This is a genomic window from Agrobacterium sp. CG674, assembly GCF_053521645.1.
Map to the genome: position 1 here is coordinate 417,726 of NZ_JBNWDZ010000003.1, position 19,503 is coordinate 437,228.

Sequence of the window (19,503 nt, forward strand, 5' to 3'; positions counted from 1 at the left end):
GTTCTCGCTTGGCCAATGATGTCGTTGCAGCAGCTTTCAAATCAACCGGATACCACGAGCAGGCATCATGCTTTGCCAGTCGTCCGGGCGCTGCCAGTTAACCGACGCCGGGCAGAACACTTCATTTCCGGCACACCCTTGGATTTAGATGGAAGGCCTGTCCTCGTGACGGGCCTGTTCTCGTATATGACAAGGCTGCGCCGAGGAGCAAAGCTTACATGGCAGACAAAATGCTTATCGACGCGTCCCATGAAGAGGAGACGCGCGTAGTCGTAGTCCGCGGGAATCGAATTGAGGAATTCGATTTTGAGTCGGAACACAAGAAACAAATTCGCGGCAATATCTATCTTGCCAAGGTGACCCGTGTGGAACCTTCGCTTCAGGCTGCATTTGTTGACTACGGCGGCAATCGCCATGGTTTTCTGGCATTCGCAGAAATCCATCCTGACTACTATCAAATCCCCCTTGCTGACAGGCAGGCTCTCTTAAGAGCTGAAGCGGAAGATCATCGCCGCAACGACGACTTCGAGTCGGCAGACGCGCCGAACGAACGGGTCTCATCGACTGTCGATCTCTCTCAGGTAGAACAGCCCGATGTAGGCATCGTTGAAGCAGTGCAGGCTGCCCCTGAGCCTGAGGTTGTGGAGGACGTTTCCGCTGAAGCTGTTAAGGCCGAGGTTGAAGCAACCGAGGTCGTGGCGGAAGACGTTGCTGTCGAAGACGAAAAGCCGAAGAAGCGCGTTCGTCGCCCACGCACCAAGAAAAAGACGGAAGCTGACGACGTTTCTGCCGACGCGGCCCCTTCGGATGAAAGCTCCGAAGATGATGGCAGCAAGGGCGGCGAGATGGCAGCCATGGTCGATACCGATACGATTTCGGAAGAAGTCGAAGGCCTCGGCCGTCGTGACAATGACGACGATGATGATGATGACGATCACCACGAGAAGGAAGTCATCGAGTCCGTTGGCGCAGAAGACGCGATGGAAGAAGTTCCAGACCGCGTTTCCCGCAAGCCACGCAAGCAGTACCGCATTCAGGAAGTCATCAAGCGCCGCCAGATTATTCTGGTTCAGGTTGCCAAGGAAGAACGTGGCAACAAGGGTGCCGCGCTGACGACATATCTGTCGCTGGCCGGTCGTTATTCGGTTCTCATGCCGAACACGGCGCGTGGCGGTGGTATTTCCCGCAAGATCACTCAGCCAACAGACCGCAAGCGTCTGAAGGAAATCGCACGCGATCTCGAAGTGCCGCAGGGCATGGGTGTGATCCTTCGTACTGCCGGTGCAAACCGCACCCGCGTCGAAATCAAGCGCGACTTCGAATATCTGATGCGTCTGTGGGAAAACGTTCGCACATTGACGCTGAATTCGACGGCCCCTTGCCTCGTTTACGAAGAAGGCTCGCTGATCAAGCGTTCGATCCGCGATCTTTATAACAAGGACATCAGCGAGATCATCGTTTCCGGTGAGGAAGGCTATCGTGAAGCGAAAGACTTCATGAAGATGCTGATGCCGAGCCATGCCAAAGTGGTTCAGCCCTACCGCGACATTCACCCGATCTTTTCGCGCTCCGGCATTGAAGCGCAGCTCGATCGCATGTTGCAGCCACAGGTCACGTTGAAGTCTGGTGGTTACCTCATCATCAACCAGACGGAAGCGCTGGTTGCCATCGACGTGAACTCCGGTCGTTCGACACGCGAGCATTCCATCGAGGAAACCGCGGTCCAGACGAACCTGGAAGCCGCGGAAGAAGTTGCACGCCAGCTTCGCCTACGCGACCTTGCCGGTCTCGTCGTCGTCGACTTCATCGACATGGAAGAAAAGCGCAACAACCGCGCCGTTGAAAAGAAGCTGAAGGACTGCCTGAAGAACGACCGCGCCCGCATTCAGGTCGGTCGCATCTCGCACTTCGGCCTTCTGGAAATGTCGCGCCAGCGCATTCGCGCATCGGTTCTGGAATCAACAACGCAGGTCTGCTCGCATTGCGGTGGCACCGGCCATGTTCGCTCTGAATCGTCCATCGCCCTGCATGTGCTGCGTGGCGTTGAAGAATATCTGCTGCGTAACACCACGCACAACATCACGGTTCGTTGCACGCCGGATACGGCATTGTACCTGCTCAACCACAAGCGCGCGACGATTGTCGATTATGAGGCCCGCTTCGGCGTCGCTATCATCATCGCTGCCGATGCAAGCGTCGGTGCGCAGCACTTTGCAATCGATCGCGGCGAAGCCGTCGAGAACCCTGTCAAGATCGAGAGCCTCATCCAGTTGCTTCCTGACTTCGAAGAAGAGGAAGACGACATCATCATCGAAGCCGATGAGGATGAAGAAGAGGAAGAGATCGTAAAGGTCGAGAAGGCTGAAGCCAAACCTGCGCAGGCAGACAATGGCGAAGAAGGCAAACGCAAGCGCAAGCGTCGTCGTCGTCGTCGGGGCAAAGGCAGCCAGAACGGCGTCGATGCACAGGCAGATGCTGGCGAAGACACTGAGTCTGACGATCAGGACGACGATGCCGAGACCGATGCGGATGAAGAGACAAATGTTTCGACATCCAATGGCAGCGACAACAACGGATCTGAAGAAGCCAAGCGCAAGCGTCGTCGCCGTGGCAAGCGTGGTGGACGTCGCAATCGCGATGAAAACGGCAACATTATTGAAGACAATGATGACGTTGAGGCCACACAGGCTGGGGAAGAAGGCGACGAAGCCGCACCTTCCGAGAGCACAGAAGAACAGGTTGCCGTCGACGCTGTCGCTGCTGACGTAACACCTGCGGTCGTTGCTGACGACGCTGAAAAGCCGAAGAAGCCACGCCGGACCCGTAAGGCAAAGGACAAGGCTGGCGACACCGAGGCGGAACCTGCAGCAGCTGTCGCTGTGGCTGAACCAGCACCTGCCGCCGTCGCTGTCGAGACTGTGGAGCCGCAAGCAGCTGAGGCACCCGTTGCCGAAGCCCCTGCTCCGGCACCTGTGGAGCCTGTTGTTGAAGCACCTGCCGTTTCCCGTGAAGAAACGACGGATGAAGCAGCCAAGCCTGCACGCGCCAACCGCGGCGACAACGTCTCCTCCTCGGAGCCCGTCGTAACCTCGGCAGCACCGGAAGGTGGCGAAACTGATCCATCCAAGCCCCGCAAGGGCGGCTGGTGGCAAAGACGCGGCTTCTTTTAAGCCGAGTTGCTAGTTTTCCAATAAAAAGAGGCTCCGTTTACGGGGCCTCTTTTGTTTCAGGGGCTTGGATGGTTGCGGAGCTGACAAGCTCTGCCGCCTCGCCTCCAGCTCACCCTGAGCTGTTACGGGACCGCTAGGATTGCGATAGTCGAGAAGAATGACAACCATCTCGAAATCCAGTGCAATCCGCATCAAATCCCTTGGTCTGCATTGGCGAGGCTCCCGGCTGCTGGCATTTGAGGTTTACGATCATCAAGGACGGCTAAAAGGCGTTCGTCCGCTTGGTGGCAGCATCGAGTTTGCAGAGTCTGCAAAAGAGGCTGTTATAAGGGAATTCAAAGAGGAAATAGAATTGATGTGTCCGTTCTCGCAGGGCCAATGGTACTGGAGAATGTCTTCATCCACGAAGGAGAACGCCGCCACGAAATCCTGTTTGTTTTCGACCTGACATTTCCTGAGAAAGCCTTCGAAGGCCAGGACCGAATTCGATTTAAGGAAGATGATGGCACCTCAATGGTCGCAGCTTGGTATGACCCCCGAGAGCGCGACATCGACGGAAAACCTGAGCTTTATCCAAAAGGCCTCAAATCCAGGCTTATGAACCGGCAACAGCCGGTGGCCTAGCGCTGCCGTCCCCACTGCGGCATTCATCAGAGCGCGACACGGCTTTATATCGGGCGCAAGGGTCACACGCTTACGAGCCGGATATTCCTTGCCCTGCTTTAAACTGAAAAAGCCGCATCGTTCCCGATACGGCTTTTGGATATGCTCGATATAAGCCTCAGAGGGCTTACTCGTCGCGATAGACCTTTTCGCGGCGCTCATGGCGTTCTTGTGCTTCGATGGAGAGTGTGGCGATGGGACGGGCGTCCAGTCTCTTGAGACCGATAGGTTCGCCGGTTTCCTCGCAATAGCCGTAAGTGCCATCATCAATGCGCTGCAGCGCAGAATCAATTTTCGAGATCAGTTTTCTCTGGCGGTCTCGGGCGCGCAGTTCAATAGCCCGGTCTGTCTCTGATGATGCTCTGTCGGCAAGGTCAGGATGGTTTGCGCTTTCCTCTGCGAGATGCCCCAGCGTCTCTCTCGCTTCTCGCAGAATGTCGTTCCTCCAGCTCACCAGCTTGGCCCTAAAATAGGCCTTCTGGCTTGCATTCATGAACTCATCGCTATCCGAGAGTACGTATTTACTAAGATCGATCTTCTCACTCACGCGATTCTCCTCGAAGAACATCTCTTATATTGCGCGGGTATACTCCAAGGACGTGGGCCCGTTCAAGTGCGCAGAACAGTTTTAGAGCATTTTTAAATCTGTCATAAAAATCGGCTAAATGATTATTTCTTATGCTTTATTCGCAAAACACGAAATATTTCCGCGATCACGTTTCACATGACGTCACGACAGCCTGGCTCTTGCAGCAAGACGCTCAACTCCTGTAAAGCTGCTGTCGATGTTTCCCTGGCCACAGGACTTCCGATGCAAAAGCCTTCCACCCTGCCGTCAAGACTTTATCTTCTGCGCCATGCACATGCCGGTTGGGCTGCGCCCGGCGAGCGGGATTTCGACAGATCGCTGGATAATAAAGGCTATAGCGAAGCGGAAATCATATCAGACCGCGCATCGGACATGGGTTACAAACCCGATATCCTCATAAGCTCTACCGCGCTGCGATGCCGCGAAACGGCCCAGTCCATGCGCCGCGCCTTCAACGACAGCGTCGAAATCACCTTCGTCGATGAAATGTACAATGCCGAGGCCGATACTTACATGGCCTTGATTTCAGCGCAGGTGGCGGGCAGCTCCGTCATGCTGGTTGGTCACAATCCAACGCTGGACGCCGTCGCAGAGAGGCTGATCGGCAGCCGCCAGATGGAGGCGCAGATCCCCTCAGGCTTCCCAACCGCTGGTCTTGCTGTGCTGGATGCGGTGCCGACTGTTGATAAAGATGGCGCCCAATGGCGTCTTGTGGCCTTCCTCTCTCCTTGACATCGACACCGGCTCGACGGAAAAATTTCCGCCGGGCGCTTCTTTTTTGAGCAATCCGCCACCCTATATATTTTCACATAGAATAATATTTTGTGGGAAACGTCCTTGCCGCCATCTTTCACATCCGTCGCAGATAGCGCACTGATTGCCATGGACAACCTTGCGGACCGGGCAAGCGCCATCACCAACCCGACACTGCGGTTGGGCGTAACCGGACTCTCGCGCGCTGGCAAAACTGTCTTCATTTCCTCGCTCGTGCATAATCTGCTGAATGGCGGTCGGTTGCCGATCTTCGAAGCGATGCGATCCGGTCGTGTCTCGAATGTGCGGCTGGAGCCCCAGCCCGATGACGCCATCCCCCGCTTTCAATACGAGGATCACATTCAGGCACTGGTCCGCGACCGGATATGGCCGGATTCCACCCGTGCCATTTCCGAATTGCGGATAACGGTGGAATACCAGAGCGCCAGCGGCTGGGGTCGCTGGTTCTCGCCCGGGCGCCTCGCCATTGATATTGTCGATTATCCCGGCGAATGGCTGCTCGACCTTCCGTTGCTGTCCAGAGATTACAAGACATTCAGCGACAGTACAGTCGCACTGGCGCAAACGGGCGTTCGCGCTGAGCTTGCCCACGAATGGCTCGAGATGGCCGCCTCCGTCGATATTGATGGCCCGGCAGATGAGATGACGGCGCGACGTCTGGCCGAAAGCTTCGCCGCCTATCTGCGCGCCTGCAAGTCAGATGAGCGTTCGCTTTCCACGCTTCCTCCCGGGCGTTTTTTGATGCCGGGAGATCTTGAAGGCTCGCCTGCCCTCACCTTTTCACCGCTGCCCGGCCTGAGCGATGGCAAGGCAGAAAAAGGCTCCCTGCGCGCCATGATGGAGCGTCGTTACGAGGCCTATAAGACGATTGTCGTGAAGCCGTTCTTTCGTGAGCACTTTGCGCGCCTTGATCGCCAGATCGTGCTGATCGATGCGCTTCAGGCGGTTAATCGCGGCCCTGAAGCTGTACAGGATCTTGAGCGAGCGTTGGGCGACGTGCTGGCCTGTTTCAGGCCCGGCAAGAACAGCCTGCTGTCATCGCTTGTCGGGCGCCGGATCGACAAGGTTCTGGTTGCCGCAACGAAGGCGGATCACCTCCATCATGAAAGCCATAACCGACTGGAAAATTTAACGCGACGTCTGGTGGACAGAGCGATCACGACAATCGGCATGAGCGGCGCAGGCATAGAGGTGATGGCGCTTGCCTCGGTGCGGGCCACCAGGGAGGCAAGCGTACGCCAGGACGGGCAATCGCTTCCGGTCATCGTTGGCACGCCTATCGCTGGTGAAACCATCAATGGCGAGGTCTTTGATGGAAACCGCACCACCGCTGTCTTTCCTGGCGACCTGCCTGAAAATCCAGAGCCTCTCTTCCGCGCCATTGATGCTGAGGGCGACAAGGCTGATCTTCCTGATGTGAGTGTCATCCGATTTCGTCCGCCTCGGCTCGAAGAAAACAAGGATGGCATCAAATTGTCGGTTTCGCATATCAGGCTGGACCGTGCCATGCAGTTCCTGTTCGGAGATCGGCTTGCATGAAAGACGAGAATGATAAGCCCAGCCGCCGCCCCGCAGCGTTTACTCTGGAAGCTGAAGCGGCACCTGGCCGCGTGATGGACGCCAAACGCGCACCGCGCAGCTTTGATGGCGAGATTTCGATGACGCCGGATGAAGAGGACCCGTTCCTGTCACTGGACGCCGTTGATGCAGCGACGGTCCCCGTTGCCGTGCCGCGCCGGCGGCGCTTCTCATTCGGCAAACTGGCCATCGGCGCCATAGGCGTTCTGCTGTCCCTCGCCTTCGGCTTGTGGGCAGACCAGTTAATCCGTGATCTCTTCACCCGTTCGGACTGGCTGGGTTATGCGGCGAGCCTTTCGCTTGCTGTCGCAGTCTTTGCGCTGCTTGCCCTTGTGGCGCGGGAATCCATCGGTATTTGGCGGCTGAACGCGGTGCAGTCGCTGAAAGCGGATGCCGAAAAAGCTTCGTTGGAAAAGCAGCCAACAGCCGCCCGCGCCGTCGTGGCACGTCTCACAACCGTCCTTTCACACCGGGCGGAGACTGCGAAGGGCCGGGCCGCGCTGAAACTGACCGAAAACGATGTGATCGACGGCCCACACCTGATCGACCTTGCCGAGCGGGAACTGCTGACGCCGCTTGATCGTCAGGCGCGCGCCCTCATTCTCAATTCGTCCAAGCGCGTGTCGGTCGTCACGGCCATCAGCCCCCGCGCCGTTGTAGACCTCGTCTATGTGCTGTTTGAGGTTACACGTCTGGTCCGCACCATGGCTGAGCTTTACGGCGGTCGCCCCGGCACACTGGGAATGCTTCGCCTGTTGCGGGATGTCATTGCGCATCTGGCCGTAACAGGTTCCATTGCCGTTGGCGATGGCCTGGCGCAGCAGGTTCTCGGTCACGGCCTCGCCTCCAGACTTTCCGCACGCCTGGGTGAAGGCGTCATCAACGGGCTAATGACAGCACGAATCGGCATTGCAGCTATGGATCTGTGCCGTCCCCTGCCGTTCAGGGCGCTGAAACGACCCGGAATTGGTGACTTTGTTTCCGACCTCACGCCAGATTTTAGCGGCGGATCTAAAGCGGAAAAGCCCTGATTTTCAGGCGATCAGGAGCCCGAAAGGTTACTGCCCACATTAGCAAACGTCATGAAAGAAACGAAGCGTTAACCATTCCCGACATAAATTGGAGCCACACAAAGCGGCCAACGCGCCAGGGAAAGTATCATGTATTCGCGCTTCTTTTCGCTACTGGGTGGCCTTGCCGCCATTATGTCCATTAGTGGTGGCCTCTCGGTTTCCGACGTTCAGGCAGCCTCCCGCGACGACCAATTCTTTGGTTCCGTTGCGGGCGCATGGTCCGGCCCTGGCGAAATCGTTGCGGGCAAATACAAGGGAACAAAATTCACCTGCGATTTGACAGGCGAACCTTTGGCAAACGACGATACCGGCATCAAGCTGGGTGGCACTTGCCGCGTTGGCGTTTTCAAGCAGCCGATGTCTGCGGTCATCTCCCAAAAGGGCAACAGCTACGAGGGCAAGTTCCTCGATGGTTCCGAAGGCAAGGGCCTTGATATCGTTTCCGGCCAGGTGAGTGGCGACAAGGTTGTTCTCGGTATCAACCGCGCCAAGCTGAATGGCGCCATGGTTGCCCGCGTCACCAATAACACATCCATGAACATAACGATCTCGGTGAAAGTCGCGGACCAGATGGTGCCTGTTATCGGCCTCACTTTGGCGCGAAATGTCGATCAGATGGCCGTCGGATCGATCAAGCCGTAAGTAACACAGCCAGATTCCTATGCATCTGAGAACGGGAGTGTCCACCACTCCCGTTTTTTGTTTGTGATGCGAATACCGTCCTTGTCAGCATCCTGCAGCCAGTCAGAAACAGCCCTGCCCTCGACAATCATGTCCGGGGCGATATCGGCCAGCGGCATCAGTACGAAGGCGCGTTCCGCCATACGCGGATGAGGAATTTCTACACGAGCGGTGCTGATGATGGCTTCACCATAGGTCAGCACATCAATATCGATGGTTCGCGGCCCCCAGCGCTCATTGCGCACACGCTTCATGCCCCGCTCAATGTCCAGGCACAGATCCAACAGTTCTTCAGGGCCCAGCGCTGTCTCAATCAAAGCGCAGCAATTGAAGAAATCCGCCTGATCAAGCTTGCCCCAAGGCGGCGTGCTGTAAAGGTGTGACACCGCAACAAGCTGGCAGCTTTCGTGACGTGAGAGCGAGTCCAGCGCTTGCGCCATGGCAGCCGGAGGCTCGCCAATATTGCCGCCCAGCCCCAGAGACGCAACGATCATCCCATCAGCCATGCTGTTCGACACTCACCTGCGCATAATCCAGAATACCAGGAACAGGTGCCGAGGGCTTGCGAACGGTGATCTTGACCCGAACAATCTGCGGATAGCGACGACGCAAGGCCGTGGCTATATCATTGGCCAGAGCCTCGATCAGATAACGACGTTGCCCTGCAACGATCTTTTCGACGACATCGAAAGCGACGCCGTAGTCGACCGTATTTGTGATGTCATCGGTTTCCAGAGCGTCACCAGCCTCGACCTCCATCTCCGCATCCACAAAAAAGCGCTGACCAAGCGTCTCTTCCTGTTCCAGCAACCCATGGCGGGCGAAGAACGAACAATTCTTCAGCACTATCGTGTAACGGCTCATGTCATCCCACCTTAATTCTTGTTTTTGTGCTTTAGAACCGCATCGGCAATCGACAGCGCGTCGCGTGTCATCGCCACATTATGTACGCGAAAAATCACCGCTCCCGCCAGCCGTAGAATGGCTGTTGTGGCTGCGGTTCCAACATCGCGCTCCTCTGCACCGTCCCTGCCGGTCAGCGCACCAATGAAACGCTTGCGGGAGGTGCCAGCCAGAATAGGCAATCCAAAGCCGCCAAGCTCATCGAAACGCGACATCAATGCAATGTTTTCATCCGTATCCTTGGCAAAACCGAAGCCCGGATCGAGCACGATAGCTTTTCGCGCGATGGTGGCCTGCTGCGCAATTTCAAGCGACCGGTTGAGAAACGTGAACTGGTCTGCGACGACGTCCGGCAGCTTCTCGCGATCACGTCCTGTATGCATGATGCAGACACCGGCTTGCGAGGCCGCCACAACACCAGCCATATTAGGGTCTTTCTGAAGCCCATAGATATCGTTGACGATATGCGCGCCAACCTCAATAGCCAGTCTGGCGGTTGATGCGCGGTAGGTATCTATGGAAAGCAGCGCGTCCGTCTCTTTCGCCAACCGTTCGATGACCGGCAGAACCCGGTCCTGCTCTTCCTGCTCGGTGACGGCATCAGCGCCCGGACGGGTCGATTCACCGCCGATATCGATGATATGAGCGCCCTCTTTCACGCAGGCCAGGGCGTGCGCTACGGCTTGGTCGGCGGCTAGAAATCGTCCGCCGTCGGAAAAAGAATCCGGCGTTGCGTTGACAATTGCCATGATAAGGCCATCCCCATCAAGTTTCAGGGATCGCCCATGCGCGACTTGCCACCCATTGTCACTGGCTGTTATCACCTAACTTCAAGCCTTTCCGGAATAACGGAGTGCATGCCATCAATACCGTTACCACTCCGTCCAGCGAACTGGACATCATCTGGCGTTCTATGCCGGAATCACTCTCCAAGTTCAACCGGAAGGCCGGGAAATGAAGAACAAGTCACACATGCTTCGTGCTGTTGTTTTCGGTGTCATGTTTTTGTCTGCGACACAGATCGCAAATTCCGCGGCAGTTGTCAGCAAGTCCTTCTCCTACTTCAAGATCGGTGGAAAAACCGCAGAGGATTTGGACCGCGAATTGTCCCGCCACGGGCCTTTGACGAAAGCGACGGGAGCACGACATCCCGGTGCGACCGAGATCAAGTTCGGTGGCGAGTTGAGTTATGTCGAGAAAGACACACTGTGCGCCGTCGGCTCAGTCAAGGTCACGCTGCACACCAAGATCCTTCTACCGAGATGGACCAATCGTCGGCGCACATCGGCGGACCTTGCTCTGATTTGGGACACGCTTGCCTCAGACATCAAACGACACGAAGAACGTCACGCCGAGATTGCCCGCACCTATGCGCGTATGCTGGACCAGAAACTGCAGGCACTTCAGCCCCAGGCAGATTGTGAGAAGATGCAGGCGCTAGTGACGGAGACGACGCGCAGCGTCATGGAAGAGCACGACAAGGACCAGCTTCGGTTTGATATCGTAGAGTCGAAGAACTTCGATGCGCGCATGACGCGACTATTGAAGCACAGAATTTCCCGGTCAGCACCTGAACGCTAGAATATGTTATCCAAAAAGCACTTATAGGTAAGTCTTAAAGCATTGTCGCAACCGAGGAAAGCGCGTTTCAGAGAATGAAATGATCGTTGATTTCTTGCTATGGATGCAGCGATCCGACTCGGCCATTATCAGGCGAACATCAACCGACACAATCTCCCTTTATGGCTCCTCCGGCGCGTCCTGGGCACCAGGCATACCTCTGTATGCCTGAGAGTGATGCGCCCACCTTGCCTCGCTTCTCCTGAGAACGGATGGCGAGGCTTTTTCTGTGGGAACGTCTGGATATCAGCCTTGACGCTCTGGCACGTGGACAACGAGACCATCGAGCGCATCGCTCATTTTGATCTGACAGGAAAGACGCGACGTCGGGCGAACGTCGAACGCAAAATCGAGCATGTCTTCTTCCATCGGCTCTGGCGCGCCGACGCGCTCTGCCCAGGCATCATCAACATAGACGTGACAGGTGGCACATGCACAGGCACCACCACATTCGGCATCGATACCCGGTACGGAGTTGCGCATGGCAGTTTCCATCACGGTGGAGCCATTGCTGACGTCGAATTCATGCGACGTGCCGTCAAAAGCAACGATAGTCAGTTTGGTCATGTAGGGAATCCAGAGCGAGTGTTTGAGAATGTTTCTAAACAAATAGAAAGGCCGGGTCCGCTTGGCAACCCGCGAATGTGGCTACCAATGCAAAACCGGCCTCAAAATACCCGACTCTGACCGTGATTAACGGCACAATTTCAAAATGAAGTTTTCTGCCTCAACAACGGAAGCGGCGACTTTTGCCAAGGCAGCGCTGTCCTGGCTGTCATTTTCAACGGCCTCAGCCGCAGCAGAAACACCGAAAGCACCCACAGCATCTGCCGAACCTTTGAGACGATGCGCAATCGCTTTAATCTGCTCTCCATCGGCTGTCGCTAGGTCGTGCAGCAACGTCCGCGCATTGCGGGTAAACAACTGAAGAATCTCGATCTCAAGATCCTTGTCGCCCATCGTCTGACGGGACAGATGCGCAAAATCAATTGGCTTGCTCTTGGCAGGCGTGGCGGGCACACCATTATCAGGACCTTCAAATGCAATATTTGGCGCTGCCATGTTGTAGAATTCCTCGTTTGGGCCAGTTTCTTGTTTTGAGGCACATATGTCCCGCAGTTAAGCAGGCTAAGGCTCCCAAGAGCTTAAATTCCGGCGCGCCTGCGGTGAAAATCTTTCCCTATGGTTAATTTATGTTAAACATATACGGAACAAGGCGTTCGGTGCGTTGCCGAGGTTTAAAAACTGTTAACAAACCGCCACTTGGCCAAGTGCGGGATGCTGCGTTAATTGTTTCAAAGCCGCAAATGTGTCACTACGATACTGCTGTGATCCACAACCTCAGTTCGAGTTTTGTGAATCCGGCATATGAATGTAGTTTACCCGGGAGCTTGGGGAACAGCTCTCAGAAATTAGTAAGACACGAGGCACTATATACCGGCTGGTATCGTGTCTCGAGGCATGATGGCGGAAACCCGTAGCGGGCGGCAAACGGGTTAACGGCATGAGGCCGGGCGTATAGTAACGAGGCGTAACCGCATGGCGAATAACAAGATTAGCGACTCGATTGACGAGACTGCATTTCAGGCATTGGAAGATGCCTTGCAGCTTGGCGCATACGAAAATCAGCCGGAGCCTCGGAAAAAGTCCGCTCCAAAGCCTGCGGAGCGCAGAGTGCAAGAACCAACGAGAGCAGCAGCAGAACGCCCCATTCCCCGCGCTGCGGAACCCCCGCAACAGCCGCGACCTGCGGCTGAGCAGGCAGCACCGAGATCACCTTCTCTCGAAGCGGCCAATGATGGCTCAAAACGCAGCCCGGCCATGATCCTGAAGTCGCTCGATGCCGGCTCCATCGCAGGGGCATTGCGCAACGCCGCTATCGTTTCCGTATTTTGGGCCGTCGCCGGTGTTGGCTTGGCAAACGTTATCTATGGCAACCTGATCTGGAATGTCGGTTCGCTGGCAGAACTGCTGGCTGTTCCCGGTGTCATGGCCATCGTCATTGGCATCATCGTGCCGATCATGCTGTTTTTCGCTTTCGCCATCATGATGGCTCGCGCCAAGGATCTTCGCAACGCAGCCCGCTCCATGGCTGAAGTCGCACTGCGCCTTTCAGAGCCTGAAACGGTTGCATCAGACCGGATCATGTCTGTCGGTCAGGCCGTCCGTCGCGAAGTATCCGCGATGAATGACGGCATCGAGCGCACCATTGCCCGTGCGACCGAGCTTGAAACGCTCGTTCATTCCGAGGTTAATGCGCTTGAGCGCAGCTATGCCGATAATGAATTGCGTGTCCGCAGCCTCGTTCAGGAACTGAGCGCAGAGCGCGACGCCATCATCAATCACGCGGAACGCATCCGCACCTCCATCGTCGGCGCACAGGATCAGATTAAGGAAGAACTCTCCATCGTAGGGGAAGAGCTTTCCATGCGTCTCGCAACCAGCGGCGAAGCCTTCGCCTCGATGATCGATACGCGGTCTGCCGCCCTTCTGGAAAAATCGCGCATTTCAACAGAGGCGATGGGCAGCCTCATTGCCGCCAAGACGGACAACCTTCTAAAGGCGCTGAACACATCAGGCGCGTCCATTTCCAACGAGTTCGATTTGCGCCTGCATGATCTCAGCACGACGCTGGATGAACGCGGCCGCCTGCTTCTGGACCAGTTCGCAACCCAGGCATCCACCCTGAGCAGCGGAACGGAAAACCTCAACAAGTCGCTCGAAGAACGCACGCGCCTTCTCAACGATATTCTGTCCAAGCGCACTCTGGAAATCGGCCAGAACATTGATCGCGGCCAGCAAATCATCGGCGGTTCGCTCGACAACGTTCTGGATAAGCTCTCGGAAACACTGGAACAGAAGGGCCTGTCCTTCCGCCAGAGCCTGCAGAGTTCGACCGACGACGCCATCATGGATCTCGATCTGCGCTCCGGCTTGTTTGAGGAGAAGCTGCAGACAACCGTTGGCCTCGTCAATTCGGCATTCGATGAGCATGTTGCCGAATTCGCCACGGCCTTCGATCAGCGCGCTGGCAGCCTCGACAGCAAGTTGATGGAAAGCCTGGCCCGGATCAATGAGACTGTTTCCGGCGGCACGGAGTCCATCGACGGCGTTCTGAACTCGGGTATTGAGCGCCTCAACACCACCCTCACCGACCAGTCATTCGCTCTCGCCACCACACTTGGCACCGGCCAGGAAATGTTGGAAAGCTCACTTGAAGGCCACACACGTGAGCTGAGCGACGCAATCGGAAAGCGCACGGCTGAAATCACCGGTGCATTCAGCACGACACATGAGCAAATCGATACCGTTCTGGCCGAACGCAGCGCCGCCTTGTTCGGAGCCCTTTCCGCCACCCAGGACCGTTTCGACACCGCACTTGCCAGCCGCACGGAAGCCATCACGGGTTCTGTCTCCGGCACAGCTCAGCATCTTGCAGCTCTTCTGGAAGAGCGCGCCGCCGCCATCAACAACATCGTGGCCGATGTTGAACGCCGTCTGGCCGAGACTCTCGACAGCCGTGCAGCCGCCATCACTGGCGCGGTTTCCGGCGTTGAAGACCGCATCGCCGAAACGCTTGAAACCAGGACCGCCGCCCTCGCCCACGTTGTGTCAGGTGCCGAAGAGCGCATCGCAGATGCTCTCGACAGCCGCACCATGGCGCTCGATATGGCATTCTCCACAGCAGAAGAACGCTTGTCCGACACATTGGACAGCCGCACAGACACATTGACTAGCGCCGTTTCGGGCGTCGAAAGCCGCATTGCAGAGACGCTTGATAGCCGCACAGCAGCTCTGAGCAACGTCGTATCAGGTGTCGAATATCGCATTGCAGACGCTCTAGATAGCCGAACCATGGCACTAGACATGGCGTTTTCGACTGCCGAAGAACGTCTGTCCGAAACATTGGATAGCCGTACCGTCGCTTTGACCGGCGCGGTTTCGGGCGTCGAAACACGCATTGCAGAAACGCTCGATAGCCGCACAGCAGCTCTGAGCAACGTCGTATCCGGCGTCGAAGACCGCATCGCAGACGCTCTTGACAGCCGCACAATGGCGCTCGACATGGCATTCTCGACGGCAGAAGAGCGTCTTTCTGAAACATTGGACAGCCGGACAACTGCGCTGAATTCCGCTGTCGCTGGCGCAGAAGAACGCATTGCCGACACGCTTGACAGCCGCACCATGGCTATCGACATGGCATTTTCGGGTGCCGAGGAGCGCATAGCGGAATCCCTCGACACAAGAACTGCTGCCCTGAACACGATCGTGTCAGGCGTTGAGAGCAGAATTTCCAATACGATTCAGACCGGAACAACCGCCCTTTCCAACGCTGTCACAGGCGTAGAAGATCGTATCGCTGAAACGCTTGATAGCCGCACAGCCGCCTTGAGCAACGTTGTCGCCGGCGTCGAGGAACGGATTGCCGATACGCTCGACAGCCGGACCATGGCCATCGACATGGCATTCTATGGCGCAGAAGAGCGCCTCGCCGAGACACTGGATGCACGCACGACGTCGTTGTCCGGCATTGTCTCCGGTATGGAAACGCGCATCGCCGACACGCTTGACGGTCGCACCGCTGCCTTGTCCAGCGTCGTATCTGGCGTCGAAGAGCGCCTTGCCGATACGTTGGATAGCCGCACGATGGCTATCGATATGGCATTTTCTGGCGCCGAAGAGCGTATCGCAGCATCTCTCGATAGCCGCACCGCCGCTTTGAACACCGTTGTTTCCGGCGCAGAAGAGCGCATTGCAGATACGCTCGACAGCAGAGCCATGTCCTTCGATATGGCATTCTCGAGCGCAGAGGAGCGGCTTGCCGAAACCCTTGATGCTCGCGCCTCTTCATTGAGCAGCGTCGTTGCCGGCGTCGAAGGACGCATCGCTGACACACTGGAAAGCCGCACATCTGCGCTTGCAAACGCAGTATCCGGCGTCGAGGACCGCATTGCCGACGCACTCGACAGCCGCGCAATGGCAATCGACATGGCCATTTCAGGTGCCGAAGAACGCATCACGGAAACACTCGATAACCGTACCGAGACCCTCACCCGGTCTGTCGCAAATGCGGAACAGCGCCTCTCCTCTACAGCCTCCACCATCGAGGAAGCGCTTTCCGTTGGACATCTCCGTCTGGACACCATGCTTGGTATCCAGGCCGATGCGATCACCAGAACAGTCGAGCGCAACAGCGGGCTGATCGAGGAAACCGTCGGATCAGCAGCAACGCGCATCGAAACTGCGATAGAAGGCGGCGCGGGCCGCTTTGCGGACACCATGGAAAATGGCGTTTCCCGCATTGAGACCAACCTTGTTTCGTCGCATGATCTGCTGCGCGGCACACTCGACCAGCATCACTCCACACTCAGCGATACGCTCGGCTCCGCGCAGGAGCGCATGAGCGACCTGCTGTCTGAGCAGTCCATGTCGATTGGTACGACAATCGCTTCGAGCGCGAGCATGCTGGAAATGTCGCTTGAGAACCAGCAGGAGGCCATTCAGCGCACGATAGACGCAAGTGGAGCAACGCTTGAAGAGCGTCTGCGTAACAGCGCTGGTGCAGTCGTCGAAAAAATCGATGAAGCCACGAGGGAAATTGGTGGCGCGGCTAACGCCCTCACCGCCCGCGTCGAGGAAACTGTCGGTCAAGTCGCCGTTCGTCTGGATCAGACCGGTGCGCGTCTCGAAAGCAACATCGACAGCTTGCAGACCCGTATCCAGACCGATCTCGGTAACGTCAATGCAACGATCGAAGATGCAGGTCGCAAGATTTCCGAAACGTTCGACGGTAAAACCGCAGAGCTTGTCCGCTCCAGCGACGATGCAACCCAGCGCATCGCCGGTGTATTGGATAGCGGGACCGCCCGTATTGACGAGCGCCTCGGCACCATGGACCGCGCCCTGAATATCGGCCTAGAAAATGTCAACCGCACCATCGAAGGCAAGGCAACAAACCTCGCTGTCAGCCTGCGCGATGCAGTTGTCAGCGCTACCCAGACGATGGATAGCGAAGCTATTCGCTCGACCGAATTGCTGGCGAAAACAGGCTCTGAATTTGCCGATCAGATGAAATCGCGCAACGATGAATTCGCGCGCGCCATCGAGCAGCGCTCCGATGAAATCGTTGGCCGCATGTCTGATGCACAGGGTCGTTTGTCGGGTCAGGCTGTTGCCGTCGCTCAGACCTTCTCCGAAGCTGGCAACGCGATCGTCAGCAAGGTTGCGGAAGCAGAAGCAATTGTTCGCACGCAGGTCGGCGCAATCTCCGAGACTCTGGCGGGCGTGGAAAGCTCTCTCGATGCACGTGGAGAATCCATCCGCTCGACACTCGATTCGCGGACACGTGAACTCAACTCCATGCTTGCCAGCCGTTCCGCTGAGCTGTCGCGTCTCATTGAAGAGAAGGCCAAGCCTATCGTCAATGAGTTCTCGACAATCGGTAATAGTGCCGCAGAAAAGATCGTGACTGCTGCACAGCAGAGCGCGAACCTTCTGGTCGAGAGCAACAGCGGCATGGCGCAACTGGTCGAGCAGGCCATTGATGACTACGCCAAGGCTGGTAGCGACGCGGCAAACCGTTTGGTTGCCGCAACCCGCCAAAGCACAACGATGCTGACAGAAACCCATTCGGGCATGGCGAATGTGGTGACCGGCGCAGTTGATGACCTCAACGTTGCCGTTGCGCGCGCCTCTCAGGAATTCAAGGCTGCGGATCAGTCGCTCAGCACAGCGGCCTCCAGCTTCTCGGATTCTGCTTCGCGTGCCGCCGATATGGTGTCCAGCTCCAGCCGTCTGCTGGAAGGCAAGATTGACCGCCTCTCCAACATTTCGGGTCAGACCCTTTCGCAGGTTGCGGGCATCGTCGGCCGCTTCGAGGAACATTCATCCGTTCTGTCGCAAGCATCCGAACTCCTCAACGCCGCACAAACGAGCCTGGTCGGAACTCTGGAAGAGCGTCAAGAGGCCCTGCGGACGTTGTCCGTCGGTCTGCTGACACGCTCGGAAGAGATCGAAAATTCGATGCGGGGCGTCATGGGCGTCGTTGAACAGACCCTCGCACAGGCTGAACAGCGTTCTGCCAACGTGGCAGGCAATCTGCGAAACAACCTAAGTGCCTCCTTCGACGACATTGGCCGTTCGCTTGATGAGACTGAACAGCGGGCAAACGCTGCAGCGCAGAATATGCGCGGCGCGCTACAGTCCGCAGGCGAAGATGCGAGCCGCTCTATCGAAGGCACGATGGCTGAAGCCCAGAAATATTCCGACGCTTTGGTGAACCGTCTTCGCGGTGGCGTCGCAGCATCCCTGTCCGACGTGGACAAGCTGCTCGGCAACGCGACAGACAAGTCCAACGCCGCCGCCGATTCGATGCGGGAAACCTTGCGTGAAGCGGTGGAAGAGGCCGTTCAGCGCTTTGCTGGCGCCACGGACGAAATCCGTCGCTCAAGCCTCGATATTCGGACTGAGCTCGACTCGACCCGCGCTGAGTTGAAGCGCGGTGCCTTCGACCTGCCGGAAGAAGCCAAGGAAAGCGCGGCAGCCATGCGCCGCGCAGTTTCCGAACAGATCAAGGCGCTGCAGGACATTTCCCAGCTGGTCGGTCGCTCGACGCAACAGCTTGAAATCTCGGAGCCAGCTGCGCGTGCGATTGCCGCAACAAAGACCGTCGCGCCCGCCCAACCACAGCAGCCACGGCCGGAACAGCAGCGCCCAGAGCCAACTGCGGTCGCTCCGCCGTCCTCACCGGTCATATCTCGCCCTGCACTTCAGCAGCCGGTCGCACAGCAGCCACGTGCAAGCGCCCCGGCTGAAGCCCGCGCCCTGCCGCAGCAGCCAAGCATTACGGCTGCGCCGGTTGAACGTCGGGAAGATGGCGGCGGCTGGATCAGCGATCTGCTTCGTGGTGCCTCCCGTGATGGGCAGGATGGCCAGGCACAGCCTGCACCTGCCCCGCGTCAAGCGGCAGAGCCGCAGACAAGAGCTGCAGACGCCAGAAACCCGCGCCATGTGGTCGAGTCCCTGAACTCTCTATCGGTGGATATTGCCCGCGCCATCGACCATGATGCTTCGGTTGAATTGTGGGGCCGCTATCAGCGCGGCGAACGCGACGTATTCACACGGCGTCTCTACACGCTGAAGGGCCAGCAGACCTTCGACGAGATCAAACGCAAATACGAGCGTGAGGTGGAATTCCGCACCGCAGTCGACCGCTACATTTCCGATTTCGAAAAACTGCTTGCTGATGTGGCACGCACAGACCGCGACCGGACAATCACGCAGTCATACCTCACCTCCGATACCGGCAAGGTCTATACGATGCTTGCCCATGCGGCGGGTCGCTTTAGCTAAGTCGCTGACATATGAAATCATCAAGCCCTTCCGGTCCGTCCGGAGGGGCTTTTTCTTTTGCGGCCTCATGCTGTCTTGAAGAAATTGGCTCAGGGTTTTA

General features: G+C 57.1%; 14 protein-coding genes. 8 read left to right on the forward strand and 6 right to left on the reverse strand.

Translation table 11 applies throughout. The annotated features are described in order from the left end of the window. The first annotated feature begins 218 nt into the window (after positions 1–218). A complete protein-coding gene (locus tag ACQZ51_RS11250; protein WP_448777221.1) occupies positions 219–3,170 on the forward strand; it encodes an Rne/Rng family ribonuclease in 2,952 nt (983 codons plus the stop codon). 357 nt (positions 3,171–3,527) lie between these two features. Next, positions 3,528–3,794: a hypothetical protein gene (locus ACQZ51_RS11255; protein ID WP_448777223.1), complete on the forward strand. Its 267-nt coding sequence runs from the start codon at positions 3,528–3,530 to the stop codon at positions 3,792–3,794. Between the two features lie 166 nt (positions 3,795–3,960). Here ACQZ51_RS11255 and dksA read toward each other — a convergent pair whose 3' ends face one another. Continuing rightward, a complete protein-coding gene (gene dksA, locus ACQZ51_RS11260; protein WP_448777225.1) occupies positions 3,961–4,380 on the reverse strand; it encodes an RNA polymerase-binding protein DksA in 420 nt (139 codons plus the stop codon). 264 nt (positions 4,381–4,644) lie between these two features. Between dksA and ACQZ51_RS11265 the strand changes: the two genes are divergently transcribed. From ACQZ51_RS11265 to ACQZ51_RS11280, 4 genes are all read left to right on the forward strand, one after another. Beyond that, on the forward strand, positions 4,645–5,154 hold the full coding sequence (locus ACQZ51_RS11265) for a SixA phosphatase family protein (protein ID WP_448777227.1): 510 nt from the start codon (positions 4,645–4,647) through the stop codon (positions 5,152–5,154). Positions 5,155–5,259: 105 nt separating this feature from the next. Beyond that, positions 5,260–6,735, forward strand: a complete 1,476-nt coding sequence (locus tag ACQZ51_RS11270) for a YcjX family protein (RefSeq protein ID WP_448777229.1) — start codon at positions 5,260–5,262, stop codon at positions 6,733–6,735. Continuing rightward, on the forward strand, positions 6,732–7,805 hold the full coding sequence (locus tag ACQZ51_RS11275; protein WP_448777231.1) for a TIGR01620 family protein: 1,074 nt from the start codon (positions 6,732–6,734) through the stop codon (positions 7,803–7,805). The genes ACQZ51_RS11270 and ACQZ51_RS11275 overlap by 4 nt, the downstream gene beginning before the upstream one ends. Before the next feature lie 129 nt (positions 7,806–7,934). Beyond that, a complete protein-coding gene (locus ACQZ51_RS11280) occupies positions 7,935–8,489 on the forward strand; it encodes a hypothetical protein (RefSeq protein WP_042619578.1) in 555 nt (184 codons plus the stop codon). Positions 8,490–8,506: 17 nt separating this feature from the next. Here ACQZ51_RS11280 and folK read toward each other — a convergent pair whose 3' ends face one another. The 3 genes from folK to folP are packed head-to-tail and all read right to left on the reverse strand — an operon-like array spanning position 8,507 to position 10,180. Beyond that, a complete protein-coding gene (folK, locus tag ACQZ51_RS11285) occupies positions 8,507–9,022 on the reverse strand; it encodes a 2-amino-4-hydroxy-6-hydroxymethyldihydropteridine diphosphokinase (protein ID WP_448777582.1) in 516 nt (171 codons plus the stop codon). Between the two features lie 4 nt (positions 9,023–9,026). After that, positions 9,027–9,392: a dihydroneopterin aldolase gene (folB, locus tag ACQZ51_RS11290; RefSeq protein WP_448777233.1), complete on the reverse strand. Its 366-nt coding sequence runs from the start codon at positions 9,390–9,392 to the stop codon at positions 9,027–9,029. 11 nt (positions 9,393–9,403) lie between these two features. Continuing rightward, positions 9,404–10,180 (reverse strand): dihydropteroate synthase, encoded by a 777-nt coding sequence (folP, locus tag ACQZ51_RS11295; RefSeq protein ID WP_448777235.1) that lies wholly within the window; start codon positions 10,178–10,180, stop codon positions 9,404–9,406. Between the two features lie 205 nt (positions 10,181–10,385). On the opposite strand from folP, the gene ACQZ51_RS11300 reads away from it, so the two are divergent. Then, positions 10,386–11,012, forward strand: coding sequence for a DUF922 domain-containing Zn-dependent protease (locus ACQZ51_RS11300; protein WP_448777237.1), 627 nt, complete (start codon positions 10,386–10,388; stop codon positions 11,010–11,012). Positions 11,013–11,297: 285 nt separating this feature from the next. Here the strand turns inward: ACQZ51_RS11300 and ACQZ51_RS11305 are convergent, their stop codons facing one another. Both ACQZ51_RS11305 and ACQZ51_RS11310 read right to left on the reverse strand, forming a co-directional pair. Then, entirely contained in the window at positions 11,298–11,618 is a 321-nt protein-coding gene (locus ACQZ51_RS11305; protein WP_042619581.1) for a 2Fe-2S iron-sulfur cluster-binding protein, read from the reverse strand. Between the two features lie 126 nt (positions 11,619–11,744). Further along, the gene (locus ACQZ51_RS11310; protein ID WP_448777239.1) at positions 11,745–12,113 is read right to left on the reverse strand and encodes an Hpt domain-containing protein; all 369 of its coding nucleotides are present in this window, start codon (positions 12,111–12,113) and stop codon (positions 11,745–11,747) included. Positions 12,114–12,590: 477 nt separating this feature from the next. Between ACQZ51_RS11310 and ACQZ51_RS11315 the strand changes: the two genes are divergently transcribed. Continuing rightward, positions 12,591–19,403 carry an apolipoprotein A-IV repeat region-like domain-containing protein gene (locus ACQZ51_RS11315; RefSeq protein WP_448777241.1) on the forward strand — a complete coding sequence of 2,271 codons (6,813 nt, stop codon included), beginning with the start codon at positions 12,591–12,593 and terminating at the stop codon, positions 19,401–19,403. Positions 19,404–19,503: the final 100 nt, after the last annotated feature.